The sequence below is a fragment of the Streptomyces specialis genome (assembly GCF_001493375.1).
GTDB lineage: Bacteria > Actinomycetota > Actinomycetes > Streptomycetales > Streptomycetaceae > Streptomyces > Streptomyces specialis.
On sequence record NZ_LN929893.1, the window covers coordinates 348,572 to 370,753 of the forward strand.

The window sequence follows — 22,182 nt, forward strand, 5'->3', positions numbered from 1 at the left end:
GACGTCCTTCCACTGGGTGTTACGTGGTGGGGTCCTTGTCGGCGGGCGCGCCCATGAGGTCCAGCACCCGGCGCTCGCGGAGGTCCTCCTCCGCCGTGTGCTCGACCCGGGTCATGGCCAGCCGCAGCAGCGGCGGGGCCATGAGGGAGGTGAGCACCGCGACGAGCACGATGATGCTGTACATCTCGACGCTGAGAAGACCGAGGCGTACGCCGATCATGGCGATGATGACTTCGATCACTCCCCTGGCGTTCATACCGGCGCCCAGGGCGAGCGACTCCCACTTGTTCATCCTGCTGAACAGGCCGCCGACGAAGGCGCCGAGGAACTTTCCGGCGACCGCGACGGTGACCACCGCCAGCGCCCACAGGGCGATCTCCGGGTCGGCGAGCGCGGTGAGGTCCATGCGCAGACCCGCGGTGGCGAAGAAGAGCGGGGCGAGCACGGTGACGACCGTGGTGTTGAGGGGCTCCAGGGGGCGGACGTCGATGTCCTTGGCCGAGCCGATGAGGATGCCGCACAGGAACGCGCCGAAGACGGCCTCCAGTTCCAGCGCGTGGGTACCGGCCGCCGACAGGATGGTCAGCACGACCGCCGTCACGATGGGCAGCCCCCGGACGCCGGAGCGGATGGCCCACCGCATGGCGAGACGGACGACGACGCGGCCGACGGTGACGGTCATCAGCAGCACGATCGCGAGGTGCCCCAGCGCGGTCGCCACGTCGCCGCCGCTGAGGCCGGACGCGGTCGCCATGGCGGCCACCAGGGAGACCAGCACCCAGCCGACGGCGTCGTCGATGGTGCCGGCGACGAGGATCATCTGCCCGATGTTGCGGTGGATCAGCTTCAGGTCCATCAGGGTCCTGGCGATGACCGGGATGGCGCTGACGCACATGGCGACGCCGACGAAGCACGCGAACACGGCCTGGTCGGAGCCGTCCTCGCGGAGCGACGCGGGCAGCAGGAAGCCGAGCCAGACGCCGAGTGCCAGCGGCAGCACCAGGCCCGCGGCGCTGACCGTGGCGGCCCGGGCGCCCTGTCTGCGGACCCGTTTCAGATCGAGGGGCATGCCGGTGAAGCCGACGAGCAGGATGACGCCGAGCTGCCCGAGGGCGTCCAGCAGGTGCATCTGGCCGGGGTCCTGCGGGAAGAGCCACGACCCGAAGTCGGGGAACACGTGAGACAGCAGGGACGGCCCGAGGAGAACGCCGGCGGACAGCTCGCCGACGATGGCGGGCATGCCGAGTCGCTCCGCGAGCCGGCCGAGGAGCATGGCCAGCAGGAGCAGGACTCCGACCTGGGTGAGCAGAACCAGCAGCTCGTGATGGGCGATCGGCGGGACCGCGGTGGCCGCGAACGTCATGGAGGTGTCCTTTCTCCCGAGGGGAGGGGCGCCCATGGGGAGTGAGCGTCGTCGCCTCTTCGCCGGCCGTACGCCGCCCGGTGCGGCGGTGTGCGGCGGCGGCCGTGCCCGGGACCGACCGGGGAGGTGTTGCACCTGTGGGACATCCCCGCGTAACGTGATAAGCGGATTACTGGGTCCCCGAGTTGTGGGACCCGGCCGTCCGGGGGCCCGGCACAGCGGAACGACAGCGTGTGCGGGTGGAAGCGCGCGCACGGCGTCATCGGGTGCGCGGCATGGTGCGGTGATCGTGCCGTGGTCGTGCTGGTGTGGCGCGCCGCGCTCCTGGAGCACCGAGCGCGGGGTGGCCGGGGTGCCGCAGCGCTCCGGCCGGGGTCCGTCGAGGGACAGCTTGCCCACTCCCCCGAGCCGCCATGCGGCCGGGTGTGATCATGTCACCGGTGGGGCGTGTGCGCCCCGCGCGGGGGTCACGCGACGCAGACGCCGGGGACCGCGATCTTCTCGTAGACGTGCGGCAGGATCCGCACTCCCTCGGGGAACTGGTGCGCGCTCCGGTGGAACGCGGGGTCCGCGAAGGCGTCGGCGAGTGCCTCGGTGGACTCCCAGACCGCCACGTTCAGCAGCAGGTTGCTGCCCGCCGTGCCGCGGTGGAGCTGCGCCGAGAGGAACCCGGGGCGGCTCTTGAGGAACGCGGCGTCGGCCCGGAAGGCGGCGATGACCTCGTCCGTCTTTCCCTCCGGCACCACGAAGGTGTTCACCAGGACGATGGGGCCGGTCTTCTCCGCCAACTGGGCCGGGAGCGGCGTCGAGGGATCGAGGCTGTCGAGCTGCATCGGGAGCTACCTTCCACTGCGCGCGGCGGGGCGGTCGGGGACGGTCAGGGACCCGTTGCCCTTACACATCCTCGAGCCCACGAGACAGGCAGCAATCTTGCATGGCGTCTTCTGGTCGCCCGTGCTCGTGGTGCGGGAAGTGGTGAAAAGGGACGGTGGGGGGTCGGCGGCCCACCGGGCGAACGTCGACGCCGGGCGCCCGGTGATCCGTTCGGCGTCGGCCGAGACGAACGCGGGCCGGCCCGCCGCCTCTTCCTCCAGCCGCAGCACCGACTCGGCGATGCCCTCGGGCAGATGACGCACCGCCATGAGATGCCGGACGGCCCCCTCGCGCGGGATCCGCTCGAACCGGACGGGGCGCCCGATCGCCTGGGAGACGATGCGCGCCATGTGCCTGCGGGTGAGCGACTCGGGGCCGGTGACGGTGAACGTCGCGCCGCCGTACGCGCCGGACAGCAGCAGCCGGGCGGCCACGTCGGCGACGTCCCGCTCGTGGACGGGCGCCGACGCCGCCATGGCGTGGGCCTCCCGGACCACGCCCGCGGCGCGGATGCCGGGCGCCCAGTGCGTCAGCGTGTTCGCCGCGAACTCGGAGGCGCGCAGGATCGTCCAGTCCAGGCCGGAGGCGGTCACCGTCTCCTCGATCAGCCGGTGCCAGAACACCATCGGGTCGGTGTCCCAGGCGGCCTTGTCGCGGATCGCCGCGGTGGAGAGCAGCACGACGCGGCGCACGCCCCGGGAGCGGGCCAGGGACAGCAGCCGGCCGGTGAACTCCCCGGCGGCGGCCGGGTTGACGAACAGGGAGGTGACGCCGTCGAGGGAACCGGCCAGGGTGCCGGGCTCGTTGGGGTCGCCGCGGATGACCTCGGCGTCGGCCGGGAGCCGCGCGGTCAGGGGGTCGCGGGTGACCGCCCGGACCGGGGCGCCGGCGGCCAGCAGGGACGCGACGAGCGCGCGCCCCACCGTGCCGGTCGCCCCGGTGACGAGAACGGTTTGGTCAGCCGTCGAAGACCGGGTCGACACCGTGGGGTTCCTCCTCCAGGGATCCCAGGAAGCCGCGGAAGAAGATCAGCGGCTCCTGCGACTGTCGCGGGACGCCGAGTTCCACGACCTCGCCGACGAAGATGGTGTGGTCACCGCCGTCGAAGGCGTTGACCAGGCGGCAGGACAGGAACGCCAGCGCCTCGCTCAGCACCGGCACACCCGTCACCGACGCGTGGTGGGCCACGTCCGTGATGGCCGCGGTGGACTTGCCCGCGAAGGCGCGGGCCAGCTTCTCCTGGCGGCCGGAGAGGAAGTTGACGGCGTAGGCGCCGGTGCTCTCCACCACCGCGCGCAGCCGCGAGTCGTTGTGCAGGCAGAACAGCACCAGCGGCGGGTCGAGCGAGACCGAGGTGAAGGAGTTGACCGTGGTACCGGCCGCCGCCTCCTCCGTTCCGCTGGTGATGACGGTGACGCCGGTGACGAAGAGGCCGCACACGTCGCGCAGCGTCCTGCCCGCGACCGGGTTCACCTGGGCCGGTGCCTGCGTGTCCGTTGGAGTCACGAATACCCCCTGGGTCGTGGTGGTCGGGATCGGCGGCCGCCGGGATCAGCCGTCGAAGATCGGGTGGACGCCGCGGGGTTCCTCCTCCAGCGCGCCGAGGAACCCGCGGAAGAAGATCAGCGGCTCCTGGTTGTCGCGCGGGACGCCGAGTTCCACGACCTCGCCGACGAAGATGGTGTGGTCACCGCCGTGGAAGGCGTTGACCAGGCGGCAGGACAGGAACGCCAGCGCCTCGCTCAGCACCGGCACACCCGTCACCGACGCGTGGTGCGCGCAGTCGGTGATGGCCGCGGTGGACTTGCCCGCGAAGGCGCGGGCCAGCTTCTCCTGGCGGCCGGACAGGAAGTTGACGACATAGGCGCCGCCGTCCTCCACCACCGCGCGCAGCCGCGACTCGTTGTGCAGGCAGAACAGCACCAGCGGCGGATCGAGCGAGACCGAGGTGAAGGAGTTGACCGTGGTACCGGCCGCCGCCTTCCCCTGGCCCGCGGTGATGACGGTGACGCCGGTGACGAAGTGCCCGCACACGTCGCGCAGGGTTCGTCCCTCGACCGGTTTCGCGCGGTGCAGCGCCTCGGTGTCCGAGGTGGTCACACGCACCTCCTGGGGTTCGTCGCGGGAATGTCGGTCTGGTGGGGTGCCGGGCGGCCGGTCAGGCGGTGCCTTCCGCCACGGGCGCGCGGCCCGCGCCCGTGGCGACGGCGTCCCGGGGCGCGCCGGGCGGCTCGCCGGGGGCGGGTGACGGGACGCCGCCGGCCGCCAGGTCCGCCGGCCCGACGCGCAGGACGCGCAGCAGGGGGCCGGCCATGGTCGTGGTCAGCAGGGCCATCAGCACCATCATGGTGAACATCTCGGCGTCGATCAGGCCGAGTTCGCGGCCGATGTCGAGGATGACGATCTCCGTCAGGCCCCGGGTGTTCATCAGCGCGCCGAACGCGCCGGCCTCCCGCCAGCTCATGCCCGACAGCCGGGCCGGAAGCGCGGCGCCGGCGAACTTGCCGATCACGGCGGCGGCGATGACCAGCGCCAGCGACAGCAGGCCGCCGGTGCCGAGCGCGCCGATGTCGACGGAGAGTCCGGTGATGACGAAGAAGACCGGCAGCAGGATGCCGGCGGCCTTCTCCAGCGGGAAGGCGACGTGCTCGTGCAGCGCGGGCGCGTGCCCGTGCGGCATGATCAGGCCGAACGCGAAGGCGCCGAAGATGGCGTGGATCCCGATGAGGGACGTCGCGTACGCGGAGAGGAACACTCCGGCGACGACCAGGATCAGCAGCGGCGCGGTGTCGCCGCGCAGGGTCGCGCGGCGCACGAGGCGGTGCAGCACCGGCCGCGCGATCAGCGCCATGCCCAGGCCGTAGGCGACGGTCCAGGCGACGACCGAGACGAACTGCCCGGCGCCGCCGGCGTCCGCGACGGCGATGACCAGGACCAGCACGCACCAGGCGACGACGTCGCCGATGGCCGCGCAGGCCATGGCCATGGTGCCGACCCGGGTGTTGGACAGGCGGCTGTCCTTGATGATGCGGGCCAGGACCGGGAAGGCGGTGATGGAGAAGGCCGTCGCCAGGTAGAGCACGAAGGACGACGCGCTGACGCCGTCCGCTCCGTGACTGCCGAACAGCAGGGCGGCGGCGCCCAGGCCCAGGACGAACGGTACGGCCATGGCCAGGCCGGCCATGGTGCCGACCGCGCGGCCCCGGCCCCGCAGCAGGCTCAGGTCCAGCTCCCAGCCGGCGAGGAACATGAAGAGCGCCAGGCCCACCTGGGCGATGGCCGACAGCATGGACAGGCCGTCGTGCGGGAAGATCCGCGCGGGCAGGTCGCCCGGCAGCAGGCCCAGCACGCTCGGCCCCAGCATGATGCCGGTGGCGATCTCGGCGACCACGGGAGGCTGGTGGAGGCGTCTGCCCAGTTTCACCATCACGGCCCCCGCGAGCAGCACGAGCGCGATGTCGGCCAGAACGATCGCTTCCATGGGCAGGCCGTCGGCCGCTGCCATGTCACCTCCAGTGAGGAAGGGAAGGGGCGCGGCCGGCGCGCCGTGGCTTCCGGCCTCCGGCCGCGCTCGACGGGTCGCGCGTTACCGGGCGTCGCCGGTGGGCGGGCCGCCGTGCGGGCTGCCCTGCGGCGGGTGCGCGACGATGCCGTGCCGCTCGCCGAGGGCGCGCAGGTCCTCCCACGCGGGGCGGGTGTCGCCGGACAGGAGGGCGCTCAGCTCCTCGAAGAAGACCTCGATGCCGCCGGGTGTCGTGGTGCACAGCATCTTGCCCGGCCGCTCGGAGACGCAGTGGAACGAGTGCGCCACACCGCGCGGGCCGTGCACCAGGGTGCCGGCGGGCGCCTTGTGGATCTCCTGGTCGATCTTGATCTCGAACTCGCCCTCGATCACGTAGAACGTCTCGTCCATCGCCTCGTGGACGTGGTAGAGCGAGCCCTCGCCGGGCGGCATGAACACCTCGTAGAACGAGTACAGTCCGCCGGTGTCCTCGGCGCGGAGCAGGACGCGCGTCTCCTCGCCGCCGCCGTAGCCGATCGGTGCGACGTCGTCCAGGTGGACGACCTTCGCTGCCTTTCCTGTCTTCACCGACATGACGCCTCCTGGTGAGCGGACTCGCGGAACGGTCGCGTCGACGCGGCGACCGACCGGTGTGCGCCCGGGGCTCCGGGCGGCGGAAAGCACCCGGCCCGAAATGCACGCCGGGTGAATACGAGAGGGGCGGCCGGCGAATTCCTCGGCCGGGGGGTCGAAAACACGATCGGGAAGCTGCGCCGATTCGCGACTCTTTTTGAGTGAAGTGCGCCAACTCGGCCTGCAAACAGGCATACTTCGAGCGCCGGAAAAAGCGTGACACGCGTTCGGTGCCGGTGTCAACCCTGCCTTCCCCGCAAAGCACTCCAGGCCGCGACCGAGGAAATTCACCGGAAAGGGTGAGGTTCGTCGGTCACGGCCTGGAGGGGGCCGGTTCGCCGGCGGGGTCAGCCGGGGACGCGGGCGCTCTCGCCGCTCTCCGGCTGCGGCTGGGCGGCGGGCATGCCGTGCCCGTGGCCGCTGGGGGCGGCGCCGCCCTTGAGGACGAAGGTGGCGAGGGCACCGGCCAGCAGGATGCCGCCGGAGACCATCATCGTGGGCCCGAGGGCGTCCACGAAGCCGTTGCCGAAGACCTGACCGGACAGGTCCTGGATGGTGCGCACGACGTCCGAGGGGATGCCGTCGGGCAGCGCGCCGGCGCTCTGCTCGGTGCCGACGTTCAGGCCCTCGTCACCGGCCTCCTCGAAGCCCTGGACGAAGCCGTCCCGGAAGTCCGGGGGCAGCGCCTCGGCGCTCTTCTCCGCCTCGTCGACCAGCGAGGAGGCGAGCTGCGCCTGGAGCACGGCGCCGATCACCGCGCCGGCCAGCACCGAACCGACCTGCCGCAGGGCGTTGTTGACGCCGGAGGCGGCGCCGGTCAGGTGCGGCGGGACGTTGCGCATGACCTCGGAGGCCATCGGCGCGAAGGTGCAGCCGACGCCCACGCCGATGACCAGCAGCGGGCCGATGAACGTGGTCCACTCGCTGTCCGTCTCGGCCGAGGCGACCAGCCAGGTGATGCCGGCCGCGAAGCCGCCGAGGCCGACGGTCAGGACGTACTTGCCGCCGAACTTCTCGGACAGCACACCGGCCGGTCCGGCGACCATCATCGTGGCCAGCGCCAGCGGGAGCAGCACGAGGCCGGTCTTCTGGGCGCTGAAGCCGAGCACCGACTGGAAGTAGATGGTGGTCGGCAGGAAGAACCCGATGACGCCGAACGAGACGGCGATGCCCATGAAGTTGACGATGGAGAAGTTCCGGTCCTTGAACAGCGAGAACGGGATCAGCGGCTCGTTGTCCTGCTGGGTGCGCTCGTAGGCCAGGAAGATCAGGAAGATGACCACGGCGGCACCGATCAGCGCCCAGATGCCGGCGTTCCAGTCGTACTTCTCGCCCTCGGTCAGGCCGAAGGCCAGGCAGAACAGCGCCGCCGAGGCGAGGGCCACGCCGGGGACGTCGAAGCGGTGCTTCACCATGCGGCCGGTCACCGGCATGACCTGGAGGCCCATGACGAGCACGAGGATGCCGAGCGGGATGTTGATGTAGAAGATCCACCGCCAGTCGAGGTGGGTCGTCAGGACACCGCCGAGCGTCGGGCCGACGACGCCCGCGACGCCGCCGGTGGCGCCCCAGATGCCCAGGGCCGCGCCGCGCTTCTCCGGGGGGAAGACGTCGGCGACGATCGACAGGGTCTGCGGCATCAGCATGGCGGCGCCCACGCCCTGCACCGCGCGGAACGCGATGAGCTGGGTGGGGTCCTGGGCGAGGCCGCAGGCCAGGCTGGCGAGGGTGAAGACGGCCACGCCGGCGAGGAAGATGTTCCTCTTGCCGCGCAGGTCGCCCAGGCGTCCGGCGGTGATGATCAGCGTCGCCAGGGCGAGAGAGTAGGCGTTGACAACCCAGAGGACATTGTCCAGCGAGGCGTCCAGATCATCCGTCAGGTCCGGGATCGCGACGTTCACGATTGTCAGGTCCAGCAGGGTCATGAAAAACCCGAGGCACAGAACAGTCAGAATCGCCCACGGGTTGCCGTGCCATTTCCTCAACACAAATCCTCCTTGCCGTGGGCGGCAATGGCGCTCACGGTCTCGTCGCCGCGCGAGTGCGGGGTCAGCTTCTCGACCGCGCGGCATTCAGTTCCATGCCCCCAAGAGGGTCACGGCCCCGGAGCGTGTGACATCCCGGAGCACTCTGAGACGTAGGTCACACGTTCGGATGACGGAATATAAACGTGGCGTGTCAGGAACTCTGCCGGGACGTTGCGAGGGATCAGGCGGCGCCCGTCACGAGCCTTTCGCGCAGGAACGCGACGACGCGCTCGCGGGCGGCGAGCGCCGGGTGACCGGGCTCCTCGCGCACCTCGGCCGTCAGGACCTGGTGGGCGCCCTTGGCGAAGCCGGCCGCGTTGCCCTTGCCCGAGTCCAGTTCGATGACCTCGAACGCGTCCCCCAGCCGCGCGCGCAGGGTGGTGAAACGGTCCCGGGGACTGATGCCGTCCTCGCTGAACCGCAGGCCCAGCACGCACAGGCCGGCGCCGGTGGTGCGGGCGGTGACGGCGCTCAGCTCCTCCTCCGACAGGCCGGGGTCGGCCTTGCGGGCGCCGCCGAACGGGAAGGGAACGGTCGGCTGGCTCACGACGGGCGCGAGCACGGCGTCGTCCACCGCCGCGGCCAGGGCGAAGCCGCCGGTGAAGCACATGCCGATGACGCCGACGCCGGGTCCTGGAGTGCGGGAGGCGAGGTCGCGGGCCAGCGCGCGGATGTAGTCCGCCACCGGGCGGCGGGCGTCGAGGGCGAAGGCGCGGAACTCCGAGGAGACGCACAGCCGGGCGAACGCGCCCATGAAGGACAGCGGGGTCTCCGGGCGGCCCGGGGTGCCGAACAGGGAGGGGATGGCCACGGTGAACCCCTGCTCCACGAGGTGCTCCGCCAGACCGAGCACCTGCGGCGTGATGCCGGGCATCTCCGGCATCAGCACGACGCCGGGGCCGGTGCCCCTCTCGTAGACGTCGTGGGTGAGTGAGGCCCCGGTGAAGGGGGCGCTGCGCCAGCCGGTGAGGTCCGAGGTCGGTGCGGAACCGGTCACGGGGGATCTCCGGGTGTGCTTGGAGGGCGGGGGGAGGCGGCTCAACGGTTCGGGCATGCTAGCCCGTTGCCCGCCACGGCGACCGCCGGGGCGAGTGGCGCACCCGTCTCTTATACACACCTGACGCTGCCGACGAAGAGGATAGTGCAGATCTAGGCAGGGGTTGTCGCCTCTACAAGCACACGCCGCCTGCGTGGTCTTGAATCTCAGCAGCAGCGGGTGTTCTCGGTGTCGGCCTGGTCAGATGGGGATAAGAGGCAGGTGCGGGGCCGGGCGGCGGGTCCGCTCCCGTCAGGGGCGGAAGAGCGCGGCGATGTTCTCCGGAGCGTCGGTGGCGGCCCACTGCACGGCGCGCCCGACGAGCTCCTGCGTCGCGTTGAAGCACTTGTTGCCGGGCGCGCCCAGCTCGAACGGGGCGGGCAGGAACGCCGCCTCCTGGAGCCGGGCGAACAGCCGCCCGGCCGCCTCCTCGGGGGCCAGCGAGCCGTCCTCGACCGCGAGGCAGGTCTCCCGGGCGAAGGTCAGCAGCCCGTTGATGTCCGCGCCCACCGCGGCCGGCAGCCCGGGCACGTCCCGCTTCTCCAGGTCGCGGAAGATCTGGTCGTCGCGGCTCTGCATGTACCGCCGGTACGCCTGGTCGAGGGTGACCGTCGGCAGGATGCTCGTCGACTCCCACACCCGCAGGACCGCGTTCCACAGGTCGTAGTGCTTGAAGCCGACGAACGAGCAGAAGACCAGGTCGTCGTGGACGTCGAACAGGCCCTGCTGGAGGCGGTCGACGTACGCGAAGCGCTCGGTGGACCAGTCGTCGTCGCGCGAAGCCTCGATCAGGCGCCAGGCGAGGGCGTTGACGACCTCCAGGGTGTTGGTCAGGCCGCGCGAGTAGAGCGCGTCGATGAAGCCGGCGGCGTGCGCGGTCAGGACGTACCGGTCGCCGACCGTCTTCGTGGAGGAGTACTGGAGGCGGCCGGTGGCCACCCACGGGCGGACGGCCTTCGCCCGCGTGAACTGCTCGGCGATCTCGGGGAACCGCTCCAGGAACTCGTCGAACTCCTGCTGCGCGGACACCCCTTCGCGCCGGGGGAACACGCGGGGGTCCAGCGTCAGGCCCACGCTGCACAGCGGGTTGAGCGACCCCTCGTGGTTGTCGAACGGGATCACCCACAGCCAGCCGCCGTCGAAGACGTGGTGCAGCGTGCCGTGGTGCCACGGGCTGGGGTTCTCGTGCGACTTGGCCGCCGGGGCGTCGTCGAACGGGGTGACGCCGATCATGTGCGTGAAGATCGTGCGGGAGTGGGCCCGCGCGCGGGTCGGGGTCTCGCGCAGCCCGAACGCGTCCGCGACCGGGGAGCGGAAACCGCTGCCGTCCACCAGGTACTTGGCGTGGAACTCCTCGCCGGTGTCGGAGCGCAGCAGGACACCGAGGGACGGCTCGATGAGGATGTCCTTGATACGGGTGTTGGTGCGCGGCTCGGCGCCGTAGCGGACGGCGACGTTGAACAGGTAGCTGTCGATGTCCTGCCGGAACAGGTGGCTCTCGGTGCGCTGCCACTCCGGGACGACCAACTGGTTGATCTGGTCGGGGTCCTGGGGGCGGCCCTCCTGGTGGTACACGAAGCCGAAGTTCTGCTTCCGGCCGCTCATCCGGCCGACGGTCTCCTGGATGCCCTGGAAGCTGGCCAGCGGCTCGATCTCGGGCACCTGGTACCGCTCCGCGATGATCCTGGTCATCGACGACGTGTAGGGGATCGTGGACTCCCCCACCGCGAAGCGTGGGTGCACGCCCGCGTCGATCAGCAGGACCTTGACCCCGTTGCGGGCCAGTGCCGCGCCCAGCATGCCGCCGGCCATGCCCGCGCCGAGAATCGCGACGTCGTAGGGCTCGGGCGCCTGCGGTTCCGTGGTGGTTGTGTTCATGCTGTCGTGTTCCTCCCAGTACGAGAAAGGTCCGCCGTTCGGAATGCTTCGAGGGGGGCGCGGGAGCGCGGCCGTCCCTCCTCCCCATCTGGCCCCGCCGGCGTAGGGTGCGGGCCGGTGCGGCGGCAGGGTCAGAGGTGTATAAGGGGCAGGTGGACGGCGGCGGCTCCCGCTCCCCGGTCGGCGCCGGTCCTCCCGCGTGGGGGCGCGCCACAGGAAAGGCAGCACGATGTCCGACACCCCGGCAGCAGCAGACTCCGCCGAATCGCCCGTCGAGGCGGCGACGAGGGTGTTCACCGGCCACCGGGAGCTGCTGTTCTCGATCGTCTACAACATGCTGGGCAGCGTCGCGGACACCGAGGACGTGCTCCAGGAGACGTGGCTGTCGTGGGCCCGCAAGCACGGGCAGGCCACCGCGCCGGAGATCGACAACCCCCGCGCCTATCTGGTGCGCATCGCCGTCAACCACGCCCTCGCGCGCCAGGCGGCGATCAGCCGCCGCCGCGAGGCGTACGTCGGCCCCTGGCTGCCGGAGCCTCGGGTCGCCGACACCTCCGACGCCGGGGACCGGACGCTGCGCACCGAGTCGGTGTCGATGGCGGTGCTGGTGGTACTGGAGACGCTGACGCCGCTGGAGCGCGCGGTGTTCGTGCTGCACGAGGTGTTCGGGTACGCCCACGCCGAGATCGCCGGCATCCTGGACCGCAGTCCCTCGGCGGTGCGTCAGCTCGCGCCCCGGGCCCGGGAGCACGTCCACGCCCGCAGGCCGAGGTTCCGGGCGGACCCGGTGGTGCAGCGGCAGGTGACCGAGCGGTTCGTGGCCGCCGCGCTCGGCGGCGACATGGCGTCCCTGCTGCGGCTGCTGGCCCCCGATGTGACCATGTGGACGGGCGGCGGCGGCCGGGTGCCGGCGGCGGCGCTCCGCCCGGTCACGGGCCGCGAGAAGGTGGCCCGTCTCATGGCCGGGTACGCCTCCCGCCCGCCCGCCGACCTGCGGGTCCGCTTCGGGCAGGTGGGCGGGGACCAGTCGGCCGTGGTGTTCTCCGGCGACGAGCCGTTCGCGGTGGTCGTGATGGACCTGACGCCGGAGGGCGACCAGGTCCGGGAGATCTACGCCGTCACCAACCCCGAGAAGCTGGCCGGCGTCCGGCTCGACGAGACCCCCGGGCGGGAAGGCGACGGGGACCGGGCCTAGGGCCTGCCGGGGGCAGCCGGGTCACACCCGGCGCGGGCCGGTGCCGGCGATGTGCAGCTCGATGAAGTCGTACGCCTTGATCTTCTTCAGTGCCGCGGCCAGCGGGCGCGGCAGGTCGGCCTGCACAGTGTCCACGTACACCTTGGGCTCGACCAGGCGCACCCGGCGCCAGCGGGTCAGCAGCTCGCACTCGCCGGCGGCGACCACGTTCTTCACCCAGTCGGAGTCCGGTCCGTAGGGCAGCGAGAGGATGAACTTGTCGCCGACGCGGAAGACCTTCACCGGGGTGCGGTACGGGCGCCCCGACTTCCGGCCCCGGTGGTACACGGCGCCGAACCCCGGCATCCGCGAGATGACCTGGCCGATGATGCGATTGGCGACAAGGCGGTTGAAGCGCGCCAGTCGTCTTTTGACGGTCACCATGACTCCCTGAATGGTTGGTGCGTTGTCGGCGGCGGCGGCAGGGGGCCGGCGGCGGCGCTCCGCCCGGTCACGGGCCGCGAGGTGGGGAGGCAGGTGCAGAAGTAAATCAGAGACGGGCACCGCCCCCGTCCGCCGGGGGCGGGTCAGGCGACGCAGACGCCCTCGACCGCGATCTTCTCGAACACGTGCGGGTGGGCGATCACGCCGTCCGGGAGCTTGGCCGTCGCCTTGCGGAACTCGGGGTTGGCGTGGGCCCGGGCGAGGGCCTCGGTGGACTCCCAGACCGCGATGTTCACCAGGAGTTGGCTGCCGGCCGTTCCCCGGTGCATCTGCGTGGAGATGAAGCCGGGCTGGGCCTTCATCACCGCCGCGTCGGCGCCCCACAGCGTCAGGAACTCGTCCATCGCCTCGCGGGGCACGAAAAAGGTGTTCACCAGCACGACGGGGCCGGTCTTCTCCTGGAGCTGGGCCGGCATGGGCGTGGCCGGGTCCAGGTGCCTGACCTCGGGCATCGTCACATCTCCTTCGCGGTGAGCATGTCCTTGGGCGTCAGCCGCACCACGGGGATGAGACGGCTGGAGCGGGACTGGAAGTACCGCATGAACGGGAACACCTCGCAGAAGCGCTCCCACATCGCGTCGCGCTCCTCGCCCCGCAGCTCCTCGCCGACGACCTCGATGATCTCCGGGCCGATGTTGATGGTGGCCTCGGGGTTGGCGCGCAGGTTGACGAACCAGCCGGGGTGCTTGCCCTTGGGGCCGCCGGGCACGTCGAAGTGGCCGGGGGCGGCCATCGAGTAGAAGTGGCCCTTGTCGTAGATGTAGCCGACCGGCACGGTGCGCCTCAGGCCGGACTTGCGGCCCAGGGTGGTGATCAGCATCCCGTCCAGGTCGCCGAACTTGCCCATGATCTTGCCCTTGGACGCCTTGTACAGGGCGATGTGCATCTTCAGGCCGAGCTTGCTGAAGGCGAGCTGCCCCTTACGCGGCGGCTTGGAGTACATGTACACGTTGAACTTGATGAACGCCTTGATGAACGGGTTGGTGTTCAGTTCCAGGTCCGAGATGGACAGCGGCTGGGTCGGGGCCGCCGTGTCCGGTGCGGGGGTCATGGTGTCGGCCATGGGATTCCTTCTCTGCTCCGGTTCTGCTCCGGTGTGCTGCTCACGGTCGGGGGCGGTGCGCGGGGCCGTGCGGGGCCGTGCGGGGCCGGCTAGATGAGCCGCTTGCCCTTCGCCGTGGCGCGCGCCGCGACCTTGACCATCTGCCGGGCCATCTGCCGCATCTCGCCCTCGGGCGTCTTGGTGTTCGCCCACCACATGAACTTGGCGATGTCGCCGGCCGTCGGCCAGATGAAGCGGGTGGACTCCGGGTCCTTGAACCCGAAGACCGGGTTCATCGTCGGGTCCTTGCGCATCTGCTCGAAGAGGAGGTCGGCGGCGGTGTCGCCGTCCATCTCCCCCACCTCGTACTTCTCGGTCACCTCGACGGCCAGGTCGAGCAGCTTCTTGAGGTTGTGGCTCTCGGGGAACCACAGGCCCGGGTACGGCGGGTGTTCGAGGTCCCGCAGGTACTTGTCGTCGCCGGTCAGTTCGTACTCGCCCAGGGCCCGCACCAGCCGGATGACGCCCGGGGTGAGGTAGCCGGCCCAGACGCGGAACATGGCGTTCCACAGCCGGAAGTGCGAGAAGGAGATGTAGGAGCTGTTGACGAGGTCGTCGTTGTACTGGAGCAGACCCCGCTCCAGTCGCTCGACGTACTCGAAGCGCTCCTCCGACCAGTCGTCGTCCTCCAGCGCGTCGAGGATGCGCGTGCACAGCGAGTACACGACCTCGAAGGTGTTGGACAGGCCGCGGGAGAACAGCGGGTCCAGGAACCCGGCCGCGTGGGACATCAGGCACCAGCGGTGGCCGATGGACCGCTTCGAGGAGTACTGGAGCCGGTCGGTGGAGATCCACTCGCGCACCCGCTTGGCGCCCGCGAACTGCCGCTTGACCGCCGGGTACATGTCGAGGAACTTGTTGAACTCCTCCTCCGGCGACATGTCCTTGGGCTTGGGGTAGGTCCGCTCGTCGATGGTGAGTCCGACGCTGACCGCCGGGTTCGCCGAGCCCTTGAGGTTGTTGAAGGGGATGATCCAGAACCAGCCCCGGTGGATGAGGTGGTGCAGGGTGCCGTCGTGCCACTTGGCCGGCGGGCGCTTGCTGACCGGGTGGTGGGACACCTCGTCGAACGGCTTGAGGTCGACGAAGTGGGTGAACATCGACCGGGCGTGGTGCTTGAACCGGGCCGGCTTCTCGCGCAGGTCGAACTTCTCGGCCAGCGGGGAGCGGAAGCCGCTGGCGTCGATCAGGTACTTGGCGCGGAAGACCTCGCCGTTCTGGCCGGTGACGGTCACGCCGTCGTCGTCGAAGTCCAGGTCGGCGGCGCGCCAGTTCTGCCGGGTGGTGCAGCCGTACTTGGCCGCCACCTGGAAGAAGTACTGGTCGGTGTCCTGGCGGAACAGGTGGCTGGCGTCGGTGAGCACCTTGGGGATGACGAACATCGTCGCCTCGTCCGGGTCGGGCTCCTTGCCGACGTCGTGCTTGATGAAGCCGAAGCTCTGCTTCCGCCCGTGGTGCGCGCCGAGGTGCTTGGCGACGGCCTTGGCGTCCAGCAGGTAGCCGATCTCCGGGACCTTGAAGCGCTTCTCGCACATGCGCAGCCACTCCACGAGCTGCGGCGTCATGGACTCGCCGATGGCGAAGCGCGGGTGCTGACCGGCGTCGACCAGCACGACGTTCGCGCCCTGCCGGGACAGGCACGCCCCGGCCACCGAGCCGGCGAGACCGGAACCCAGGATCAGAACGTCGCACGCCTGCGCTTGCTCGGGGCCCCTGGCCTCGGTCGTTGCCTTGATCTTGCTGGGCATCAGCCCGCCTCTCTTTCCGGTCTCTTCGGATGCGCGATGGGGTGCCTTGTGCGGACGGGAGGTGCCGGCCGTGCGGGTGGCCGGGGCCCAGCGGTCCAGCGCGGCGGACGGGTCGGCCGCGCGGTCGCCGGCCCAGGCGACATGTCCGTCCGGGCGCAGCAGCACCGTCTCCCGGCCCTCCAGCGGGGCGTCGGGCGCGGCGAGGGCCGCGACCGTGTCCACCCGGCCTGCGGCGAGCGCGGTCAGCCGCGCGTGCCGCTCCGGGTCGCCGGACAGGTCGAGCAGGACGCCCCGGCCGCCGCGCAGCAGCGCGGTGGTGCTGGTGACCCCGGTGTCGGTGACCAGGTCCAGGTGCGGCACGCGGGCGCCGACCAGGGGGCCTTCGCCGATGTCGTAGCGGATGTCGAGGCCGCTGATCTTGGCGCCGAGCCGGTCGCGGACGGCCCGGTGGGCCATCAGCTCGCCGGTGGTGGCGCGCAGCGCGTCCACCTCGCCGCCGCCGAGCAGCAGCAGCGCCTGGGCCTCGATGTTGCCCAGCACCCGCTCGCCGACCCGGTGCCGCTCGTCGTGGTACGTGTCCAGCAGCCCGGCGGGTGCCGTGCCGGTCGCCTCGGCGGCGAGCTTCCAGCCGAGGTTGGCCGCGTCCTGGAGGCCCAGGTTGAGCGCCTGCCCGCCGACGGGCATCTGCCGGTGCGCGGCGTCACCGGCCAGCAGCAGCCGGCCCTGGCGGTAACGGGCCGCCAGGCGGGTGGTGTCGCCGAAGGCGTTGACCCAGAGCGGGGTGCCGCCGCTGATGTCCTCGCCGGTGACGCGGGACCAGACCTCGGCGACCTCGGCGAACTCCGGTTCGCCGTCCCGGACTTTGGGCGGGCGGCCGAACTCGTGGACCATGACGCGGGTGACGCCGTCGCGGGTGGCGGCGATGGCCAGCCCGTTCGGTGTCCGCTCGAAGCGGCGGTCGCGGATGTCGAGTCCGGTGACGTCGACCCGTACCAGCTCTCGGGTGGCGTCGTGGCCGGGGAAGGCGAAGCCGCCCAGGCGCCGCACGGCGCTGTTCTCCCCGTCGCAGCCGACGACCCAGGCGGCGGTCAGCCGGACCGGACCGCCGGGGCCGGTGGCCTCGACCTCGACGCCGTCGTCGCCCTCGGTGAGGCCGGTGACCTCGTGCCCGCGCCGGATGTCGGCGCCGAGCCCGCCGGCCCACTCCGCCAGCAGGGCCTCGACGCGCGCCTGCGGCACCTTCCCCTGGCCCCGGTAGCGGGACGGCTGCCCGCCGAGGTCCAGCGGCAGGCCGCCGAAGTGGCTCGCCGGCTCGTGGGGCGGGGTGCCCAGGGCGGCGAGCAGGCCCCGCTGGTCCAGGATCTCCATGGTGCGGGCGTGGAGCGTCGAGGCGCGGGACTCGGTGGTCGGTGTGGCCAGGCGTTCGAGGACGATCACCTGGGCGCCGCCGAGCCGCAGTTCACCGGCCAGCATCAGGCCGACCGGCCCCGCGCCGACGATGAGGACCTGGGTGTCCATGTCAGCGCTTGCCCTCCGCGTACGCCTTGGCGTACCCGAGGGTGGCGGTGCTGTTGGTGCTCAGGGCGTTCTTGACGAACGCCTTCGCCTGCGCGAGGTCCGCGTCCTCGCCGAGGATGCGGGTGATGTTCTCGGTGTTGATGATCACCGCGTGCTGGGAGGTGGCGGCGACGCCGTCGGCGTTCTCCTCCAGCTTCCAGTAGCCGGTGTGCAGGGTCATCAGCGCCGGGAGCGTGATCTGCTTGTAGACGATCCGGCTGTCGGGGAAGCAGACGCGCACCGACTTGGTGGTGTGCGTGGAGCCGTCCTTGGTGCGGGTGTCCATCTCCAGGATCTGGAGGCCCGGGGTGTCCTCGGTCAGCTCGACGCGGGCGACGTGCGCCAGCCGCTCCTTCCAGAGCTGCGCCTCGTTGAGGAAGTCGTAGACGTCCTTGGCGGAGCCGTTGATCTGGACCGTGTCCTCGAAGGCCAGGTACAGCTCGTCGGCGCCGGTGGCGAGTTCGACGTTCTTCTTCAGGGCGGCCAGCTCGGACCGGCTGTTGCGGTCCACGGCCTGGTCGATCCAGGCGAGGCTGTCCGGGTCGTCGTCGATGGCGCGGTAGTCGTGCAGCAGCCGCACCCGCGACTGCGTGGCGGAGATCGACTCGATCAGCCAGGTTCCGCCCATGGCGGCCACCGGCGGGGTGGAGACCTCCTGGCGGAACTCGATGCGCAGCTTCTCGGGGTCGAGCACGCGGCGCGACGTCCAGTTCTTGGCCTCGCCGTTGGCGGTGGCCCAGATGCGGATCCGCTCGGTGTTCCCGCCGCGCTCGACGTGGTCCACGAACACGGTCGGCGGGAAGATCCGCGGCCAGTTCACCACCTCGGCGATCAGGCGGTAGACGTCGGCGGCCGGGGCGTCCACGGTGATTTCGTGCTCCACCTCACGGTGGCCGGACTCCGTCATGGTCAAGTCTCCCAATCGCTCGCTTGGTTGAGGTGCCACGTTCTTTCGGCCCAGGGGGCGGTGGTCTCAGAAGTTGCCGAGACCGCCGCAGACGTTGATCGCCTGGGCGGTGATGGAGGCGGCGGTGTCCGTGGCGAGGTAACCCACCAGGCCGGCCACTTCCTCGGGGGTGGAGTAACGGCCCAGCGGGATCTTGGCCGTGAACTTCTGCATGATCTGGTCCTCGGTGGTGTCGAACGCGGCGGCGTAGCCGGCGCGGACCCGGGCGGCCATCGGCGTCTCGACGTAGCCGGGGCAGACCGCGTTGACCGTGATGCCGGTCGGGGCCAGCTCGTTGCCGAGGGCCTTGGTGAAGCCGACGACGCCGTGCTTGGACGCCGAGTAGGGGGCGCCCAGGACGACGCCCTGCTTTCCGGCGGTGGAGGCGATGTTGATGATCCGGCCGCGGTCGCGGTGGCGCATGCCGCCGGTGTTGAGGACCTCGCGCGTCATCAGGAAGACGCTGTTGAGGTTGGTGTTGACGACGTCGAACCAGACGTCGTCCTCGATGTCGGCGGTGACGCCGCCGCCGCTGCGGCCCGCGTTGTTGACCAGGACGTCGACCCGGCCGTACCGGTCGACGGCGGCCTGGACGAACGCCTTGATGTCGTCCTTGGAGGTGACGTCGCACGCGGTGCCGTCCACCTCCAGGCCCTCGTCGCGCAGTTCCTTCACCGTGACCTCGACGGTGTCCGCGCCGCGCGCGCAGATGAACACCGCGTGGCCCTGCGCGGCCAGTGCCTTGGTGACGGCCAGACCGATACCGCTGGTGGCCCCCGTGACGAGAGCGACCCGCTGCCCCTCAACGGCCATGCCTACTCCTTCTCTAGGTGGGTGTGCCGGTGTGCCGGATGCGGCGCGGACACCGTCGAGGTCACGGTGAAGGAACTGCGCGACGAGGGCCTGGAGGTGGACGGCACCGCGTGCGACGTCACCTCCAAGGACGACATCAAGGCGTTCGTCCAGGCCGCCGTCGACTGCGGGCCCGCCGGTCCGCCGCCGGGCGCGTGCGGGGCGCGCGGCGGCGGGGCGGGGGCGGGACGGCGGTCAGGCCGCGTGCTCGGTGGCGAGCTGCTTGTTGACGACCTCCAGCAGCGCGCCGGGCGTCTCGACGTCGGCGACGGAGGTCTCCTCCAGGGCGATGCCGTACTCGCGCTCGATGCGGCTGCCGGTCTCCAGCAGCGCCAGCGAGTCGTAGCCGAGTTCCTCGAAGGTCGAGTCGAGGATGTCGCCGTCGAGGTCGACGCTCTCGACCTCGCCCGCGGCCTCGCGCAGGATGCGCCGGAGGTCTTCGATGGTGAGTTCCTGAGTGGGCATCTGGAATCCTTCGTTCTTCGTTCTCGTGGGCCCGGTGGTCAGTCGGCGGCCTTGCGGACGACCATCGCGGAGTTGAAGCCGCCCTCGCCGCGGGCGAGGACCAGCGCGGAGCCGACGTCGGTGACGCGCGGCTCGCCGACGACCAGGTCGAGTTCGTACTCGGGGAGCGGCGAGACGTTGGTGGTGGGCGGGACGACGCCGTCGCGGATGGACAGCAGCGCGGCGGCCAGGTCCAGCGAGGCGGCGCCGGACAGCAGGCGGCCGGTCATCGTCTTGGGCGCGGTGACCGGCACGCCGTGCGGCCCGAAGACCGCCCGGATCGCCTCGGCCTCGACGCGGTCCAGCTCGGGCACGGCCGCCGCGTCGGCGAACACGACGTCCAGCTCGCCGGGTTCGAGGCCCGCCTCGTCGAGCGCGATCTCGATCGCCCGCCGCAGCCCGGGCTCGCGCCCGCTTCCCGGCTTCGGGTCGAACGTCGCGCCGTAGCCGGCGACCTCCCCGTAGACGCGGGCGCCGCGCTCCCGCGCGGAGTCGGCGTCCTCCAGGATGACGAGGGCGCCGCCCTCGCCGGGCACGTGGCCCGAGGCCCCGGGGTCGAACGGCAGGTAGGCCCGGTCCGGGTCGGCGCTGGTGCTGAGCCGGCCGCCGGCGAGCTGCGCCGCCCAGCCCCACGGGCAGATGGAGCCGTCCACGCCTCCCGTAACGATCAGACGGCTGCCCTTGCGGATCTGGCGACGGGCCTGGGCGACGGCGTCGAGGCCGCCCGCCTGGTCCGACACCACGACGCCGCTGGGGCCCTTCATGCCCGTGCGGATGGAGATCTGGCCGGTGTTCACGGCGTAGAACCAGGCGAACGACTGGTACGCGCTGACGTACTGGCCGCCCTTGCTCCACAGCGCCTGGAGTTCGTTCTGGCCGAACTCGAAGCCGCCGGAGGAGCTGGCGGTGATGACGCCCATGTCGAACGCGGGCCACTCGGACGGCTGGACACCGGCGTCGGCCAGGGCCCAGTCGGCCGCGACGAGCGCCAGCCGCGTCATGTGGTCCGTCTGCGGCATCAGCCTGCTGGGCAGATAGTCCTCGGCGACGAAGCCGGGGACCTCGCCCGCCAGCACGGCCGGGTACTCCGACGCGTCGAACCGTTTCACCGGCTCGATGCCGCTCGTGCCGCTCCTGGTCGCCGCCCAGTACGCGTCGGTACCGAGCCCGTTGGGGGCCGTGACGCCGAGCCCCGTCACCACTACCGAAGTGCTCACGCCGTCCTCCGCAGGACCATCGCGCTCTGGAAACCGCCGAAGCCGCTGCCGACCGTCAGGACGGCGTCCGTCTGCCACTCCCTGGCCCGCAGCGGGACGTAGTCCAGGTCGCACTCGGGGTCGGCGGTGTGCAGGTTGGCGGTGGGGGGCACCAGGTTGTTCTCGATGGCCAGCGCCGAGGCGGCGATCTCGATGGAGCCGATCGCCCCGAGCGAGTGCCCCACCATCGACTTGATGGAGCTGACCGGGGTGCGGTAGGCGTGGTCGCCGAGGCTGCGCTTCATGGCCGCCGTCTCGTGGCGGTCGTTCTGCTTGGTGCCGGAGCCGTGGGCGTTGATGTAGTCGATCTCGTCCGGGTTCATCCGGGCCTCGTCCATGGCGGTGCGGATGGCCTCGGCCATCTCCAGGCCGTCGGGGCGCAGACCGGTCATGTGGAAGGCGTTGCAGCGGCTGGCGAAGCCCGCGATCTCGGCGTAGATGTGAGCGCCGCGCCGCTTGGCGCGCCCGTACTCCTCCAGCACGAACACCGCCGCGCCCTCGCCGAGGACGAAGCCGTTGCGGGAGTTGTCGAACGGCCGGGAGGCGTGCTCCGGGTCGTCGTTGCGCGAGGTGGTCGCCTTGATGGCGTCGAAGCAGGCCACGGTGATCGGGGAGATCGGCGCGTCGGAGGCGCCGGCGATCATCACGTCGACGCTGCCCTCGCGGATCAGCTCGGTGGCGTACCCGACCGAGTCCAGACCGGACGTGCAGCCGGTCGAGACCACGGTGGCCGGGCCTTCGGCGCCCACCGACCACGCCACCTCGCGCGCGAAGGAACTCGGCACGAAGTAGTCGTAGAGGTGCGGCACCGCGTACTCGTGGTCCACCAGGTCGAGCCGGCCGCCGTCGCTGACGACGCGGTACTCCTGGTCGAGCCCCATGGTGGCGCCGACGGCGCTGCCGACGGTCACTCCCGTGCGGTACGGGTCGAGGTCGGCGGGTTCCAGGCCGCTGTCGGCCACCGCCTCGGCGGCGGAGACGACGGCGAACTGCGCCGCGCGGTCCATCCGCCGGGTCTCCTGCGGGCTCAGCCCGTGCGCCTCGGGATCGAAGTCGACCTCCGCGGCCACGCGGGAACGGAACGGCGCGGGATCGAAGAACGTGATCCCCCTGGTCGCCGTCCGGCCCTCGCTGAGCAGGCTCCAGAAGTTCTTGACGCCGATACCGCCGGGCGCCACGACCCCGATGCCGGTTATCACTACTCGCCGTCGCATGTGGACGTCGCCC

General features: G+C 71.3%; 20 protein-coding genes. 1 reads left to right on the plus strand and 19 read right to left on the minus strand.

What is annotated here, in order from left to right; genetic code table 11:
• Positions 1 to 19: 19 nt before the first annotated feature.
• From BN2279_RS11360 to BN2279_RS11405, 10 genes are all read right to left on the minus strand, one after another.
• Positions 20 to 1,363, minus strand: a complete 1,344-nt coding sequence (locus BN2279_RS11360) for a cation:proton antiporter (RefSeq protein WP_059008575.1) — start codon at positions 1,361 to 1,363, stop codon at positions 20 to 22.
• 467 nt (positions 1,364 to 1,830) lie between these two features.
• On the minus strand, positions 1,831 to 2,196 hold the full coding sequence (locus tag BN2279_RS11365; protein WP_059008576.1) for an antibiotic biosynthesis monooxygenase family protein: 366 nt from the start codon (positions 2,194 to 2,196) through the stop codon (positions 1,831 to 1,833).
• 6 nt (positions 2,197 to 2,202) lie between these two features.
• Complete coding sequence (locus tag BN2279_RS11370; protein WP_059008577.1) at positions 2,203 to 3,219, minus strand: NAD(P)H-binding protein; 1,017 nt, start codon at positions 3,217 to 3,219, stop codon at positions 2,203 to 2,205.
• On the minus strand, positions 3,194 to 3,742 hold the full coding sequence (locus tag BN2279_RS11375) for a flavin reductase family protein (protein WP_079032068.1): 549 nt from the start codon (positions 3,740 to 3,742) through the stop codon (positions 3,194 to 3,196). Before BN2279_RS11375 ends, BN2279_RS11370 begins: the two co-directional genes overlap by 26 nt.
• A gap of 45 nt (positions 3,743 to 3,787) precedes the next feature.
• On the minus strand, positions 3,788 to 4,336 hold the full coding sequence (locus BN2279_RS11380) for a flavin reductase family protein (RefSeq protein WP_079032069.1): 549 nt from the start codon (positions 4,334 to 4,336) through the stop codon (positions 3,788 to 3,790).
• Positions 4,337 to 4,394: 58 nt separating this feature from the next.
• On the minus strand, positions 4,395 to 5,741 hold the full coding sequence (locus tag BN2279_RS11385; RefSeq protein WP_059008579.1) for a cation:proton antiporter domain-containing protein: 1,347 nt from the start codon (positions 5,739 to 5,741) through the stop codon (positions 4,395 to 4,397).
• An 81-nt stretch (positions 5,742 to 5,822) separates the two neighbouring features.
• Positions 5,823 to 6,332: a cupin domain-containing protein gene (locus BN2279_RS11390; RefSeq protein ID WP_059008580.1), complete on the minus strand. Its 510-nt coding sequence runs from the start codon at positions 6,330 to 6,332 to the stop codon at positions 5,823 to 5,825.
• Between the two features lie 386 nt (positions 6,333 to 6,718).
• On the minus strand, positions 6,719 to 8,359 hold the full coding sequence (locus BN2279_RS11395; protein WP_059008581.1) for a DHA2 family efflux MFS transporter permease subunit: 1,641 nt from the start codon (positions 8,357 to 8,359) through the stop codon (positions 6,719 to 6,721).
• 220 nt (positions 8,360 to 8,579) lie between these two features.
• Positions 8,580 to 9,395 (minus strand): dienelactone hydrolase family protein, encoded by an 816-nt coding sequence (locus BN2279_RS11400; RefSeq protein WP_059008582.1) that lies wholly within the window; start codon positions 9,393 to 9,395, stop codon positions 8,580 to 8,582.
• A 291-nt stretch (positions 9,396 to 9,686) separates the two neighbouring features.
• On the minus strand, positions 9,687 to 11,312 hold the full coding sequence (locus tag BN2279_RS11405; protein WP_059008583.1) for an NAD(P)/FAD-dependent oxidoreductase: 1,626 nt from the start codon (positions 11,310 to 11,312) through the stop codon (positions 9,687 to 9,689).
• A 229-nt stretch (positions 11,313 to 11,541) separates the two neighbouring features.
• Between BN2279_RS11405 and sigJ the strand changes: the two genes are divergently transcribed.
• Positions 11,542 to 12,507 (plus strand): RNA polymerase sigma factor SigJ, encoded by a 966-nt coding sequence (gene sigJ, locus BN2279_RS11410; RefSeq protein WP_059008584.1) that lies wholly within the window; start codon positions 11,542 to 11,544, stop codon positions 12,505 to 12,507.
• A 21-nt stretch (positions 12,508 to 12,528) separates the two neighbouring features.
• Here the strand turns inward: sigJ and BN2279_RS11415 are convergent, their stop codons facing one another.
• The 9 genes from BN2279_RS11415 to BN2279_RS11460 form a co-directional block, all read right to left on the minus strand.
• Complete coding sequence (locus BN2279_RS11415; RefSeq protein ID WP_234347750.1) at positions 12,529 to 12,930, minus strand: nitroreductase family deazaflavin-dependent oxidoreductase; 402 nt, start codon at positions 12,928 to 12,930, stop codon at positions 12,529 to 12,531.
• Positions 12,931 to 13,073: 143 nt separating this feature from the next.
• Positions 13,074 to 13,442 carry an antibiotic biosynthesis monooxygenase family protein gene (locus tag BN2279_RS11420; protein WP_059008585.1) on the minus strand — a complete coding sequence of 123 codons (369 nt, stop codon included), beginning with the start codon at positions 13,440 to 13,442 and terminating at the stop codon, positions 13,074 to 13,076.
• 2 nt (positions 13,443 to 13,444) lie between these two features.
• The gene (locus BN2279_RS11425; RefSeq protein ID WP_059008586.1) at positions 13,445 to 14,053 is read right to left on the minus strand and encodes a nitroreductase/quinone reductase family protein; all 609 of its coding nucleotides are present in this window, start codon (positions 14,051 to 14,053) and stop codon (positions 13,445 to 13,447) included.
• 89 nt (positions 14,054 to 14,142) lie between these two features.
• A complete protein-coding gene (locus BN2279_RS31185) occupies positions 14,143 to 17,358 on the minus strand; it encodes an FAD-dependent monooxygenase (protein WP_234347752.1) in 3,216 nt (1,071 codons plus the stop codon).
• A gap of 1 nt (position 17,359) precedes the next feature.
• Complete coding sequence (locus tag BN2279_RS11440) at positions 17,360 to 18,304, minus strand: aromatase/cyclase (protein WP_059008587.1); 945 nt, start codon at positions 18,302 to 18,304, stop codon at positions 17,360 to 17,362.
• A 66-nt stretch (positions 18,305 to 18,370) separates the two neighbouring features.
• The gene (gene fabG / locus BN2279_RS11445; RefSeq protein WP_059008588.1) at positions 18,371 to 19,156 is read right to left on the minus strand and encodes a 3-oxoacyl-ACP reductase FabG; all 786 of its coding nucleotides are present in this window, start codon (positions 19,154 to 19,156) and stop codon (positions 18,371 to 18,373) included.
• Positions 19,157 to 19,390: 234 nt separating this feature from the next.
• Entirely contained in the window at positions 19,391 to 19,660 is a 270-nt protein-coding gene (locus BN2279_RS11450; protein ID WP_059008589.1) for an acyl carrier protein, read from the minus strand.
• A 38-nt stretch (positions 19,661 to 19,698) separates the two neighbouring features.
• Positions 19,699 to 20,916, minus strand: coding sequence for a ketosynthase chain-length factor (locus BN2279_RS11455; protein WP_059008590.1), 1,218 nt, complete (start codon positions 20,914 to 20,916; stop codon positions 19,699 to 19,701).
• Entirely contained in the window at positions 20,913 to 22,169 is a 1,257-nt protein-coding gene (locus BN2279_RS11460; RefSeq protein WP_059008591.1) for a beta-ketoacyl-[acyl-carrier-protein] synthase family protein, read from the minus strand. Before BN2279_RS11460 ends, BN2279_RS11455 begins: the two co-directional genes overlap by 4 nt.
• Between the last annotated feature and the right edge of the window lie 13 nt (positions 22,170 to 22,182).

Bases quoted from the DNA above. Each gene is read 5' to 3' on its own strand.
- BN2279_RS11360 (WP_059008575.1), bottom strand. From the start codon at position 1,363: ATGACGTTCGCGGCCACCGCGGTCCCGCCGATCGCCCATCACGAGCTG.
- BN2279_RS11365 (WP_059008576.1), bottom strand. From the start codon at position 2,196: ATGCAGCTCGACAGCCTCGATCCCTCGACGCCGCTCCCGGCCCAGTTG.
- BN2279_RS11385 (WP_059008579.1), bottom strand. From the start codon at position 5,741: ATGGCAGCGGCCGACGGCCTGCCCATGGAAGCGATCGTTCTGGCCGAC.
- BN2279_RS11390 (WP_059008580.1), bottom strand. From the start codon at position 6,332: ATGTCGGTGAAGACAGGAAAGGCAGCGAAGGTCGTCCACCTGGACGAC.
- BN2279_RS11405 (WP_059008583.1), bottom strand. From the start codon at position 11,312: ATGAACACAACCACCACGGAACCGCAGGCGCCCGAGCCCTACGACGTC.
- sigJ (WP_059008584.1), top strand. From the start codon at position 11,542: ATGTCCGACACCCCGGCAGCAGCAGACTCCGCCGAATCGCCCGTCGAG.
- BN2279_RS11415 (WP_234347750.1), bottom strand. From the start codon at position 12,930: ATGGTGACCGTCAAAAGACGACTGGCGCGCTTCAACCGCCTTGTCGCC.
- BN2279_RS11420 (WP_059008585.1), bottom strand. From the start codon at position 13,442: ATGCCCGAGGTCAGGCACCTGGACCCGGCCACGCCCATGCCGGCCCAG.
- BN2279_RS11425 (WP_059008586.1), bottom strand. From the start codon at position 14,053: ATGGCCGACACCATGACCCCCGCACCGGACACGGCGGCCCCGACCCAG.
- BN2279_RS31185 (WP_234347752.1), bottom strand. From the start codon at position 17,358: ATGGACACCCAGGTCCTCATCGTCGGCGCGGGGCCGGTCGGCCTGATG.
- BN2279_RS11440 (WP_059008587.1), bottom strand. From the start codon at position 18,304: ATGACGGAGTCCGGCCACCGTGAGGTGGAGCACGAAATCACCGTGGAC.
- fabG (WP_059008588.1), bottom strand. From the start codon at position 19,156: ATGGCCGTTGAGGGGCAGCGGGTCGCTCTCGTCACGGGGGCCACCAGC.
- BN2279_RS11450 (WP_059008589.1), bottom strand. From the start codon at position 19,660: ATGCCCACTCAGGAACTCACCATCGAAGACCTCCGGCGCATCCTGCGC.
- BN2279_RS11460 (WP_059008591.1), bottom strand. From the start codon at position 22,169: ATGCGACGGCGAGTAGTGATAACCGGCATCGGGGTCGTGGCGCCCGGC.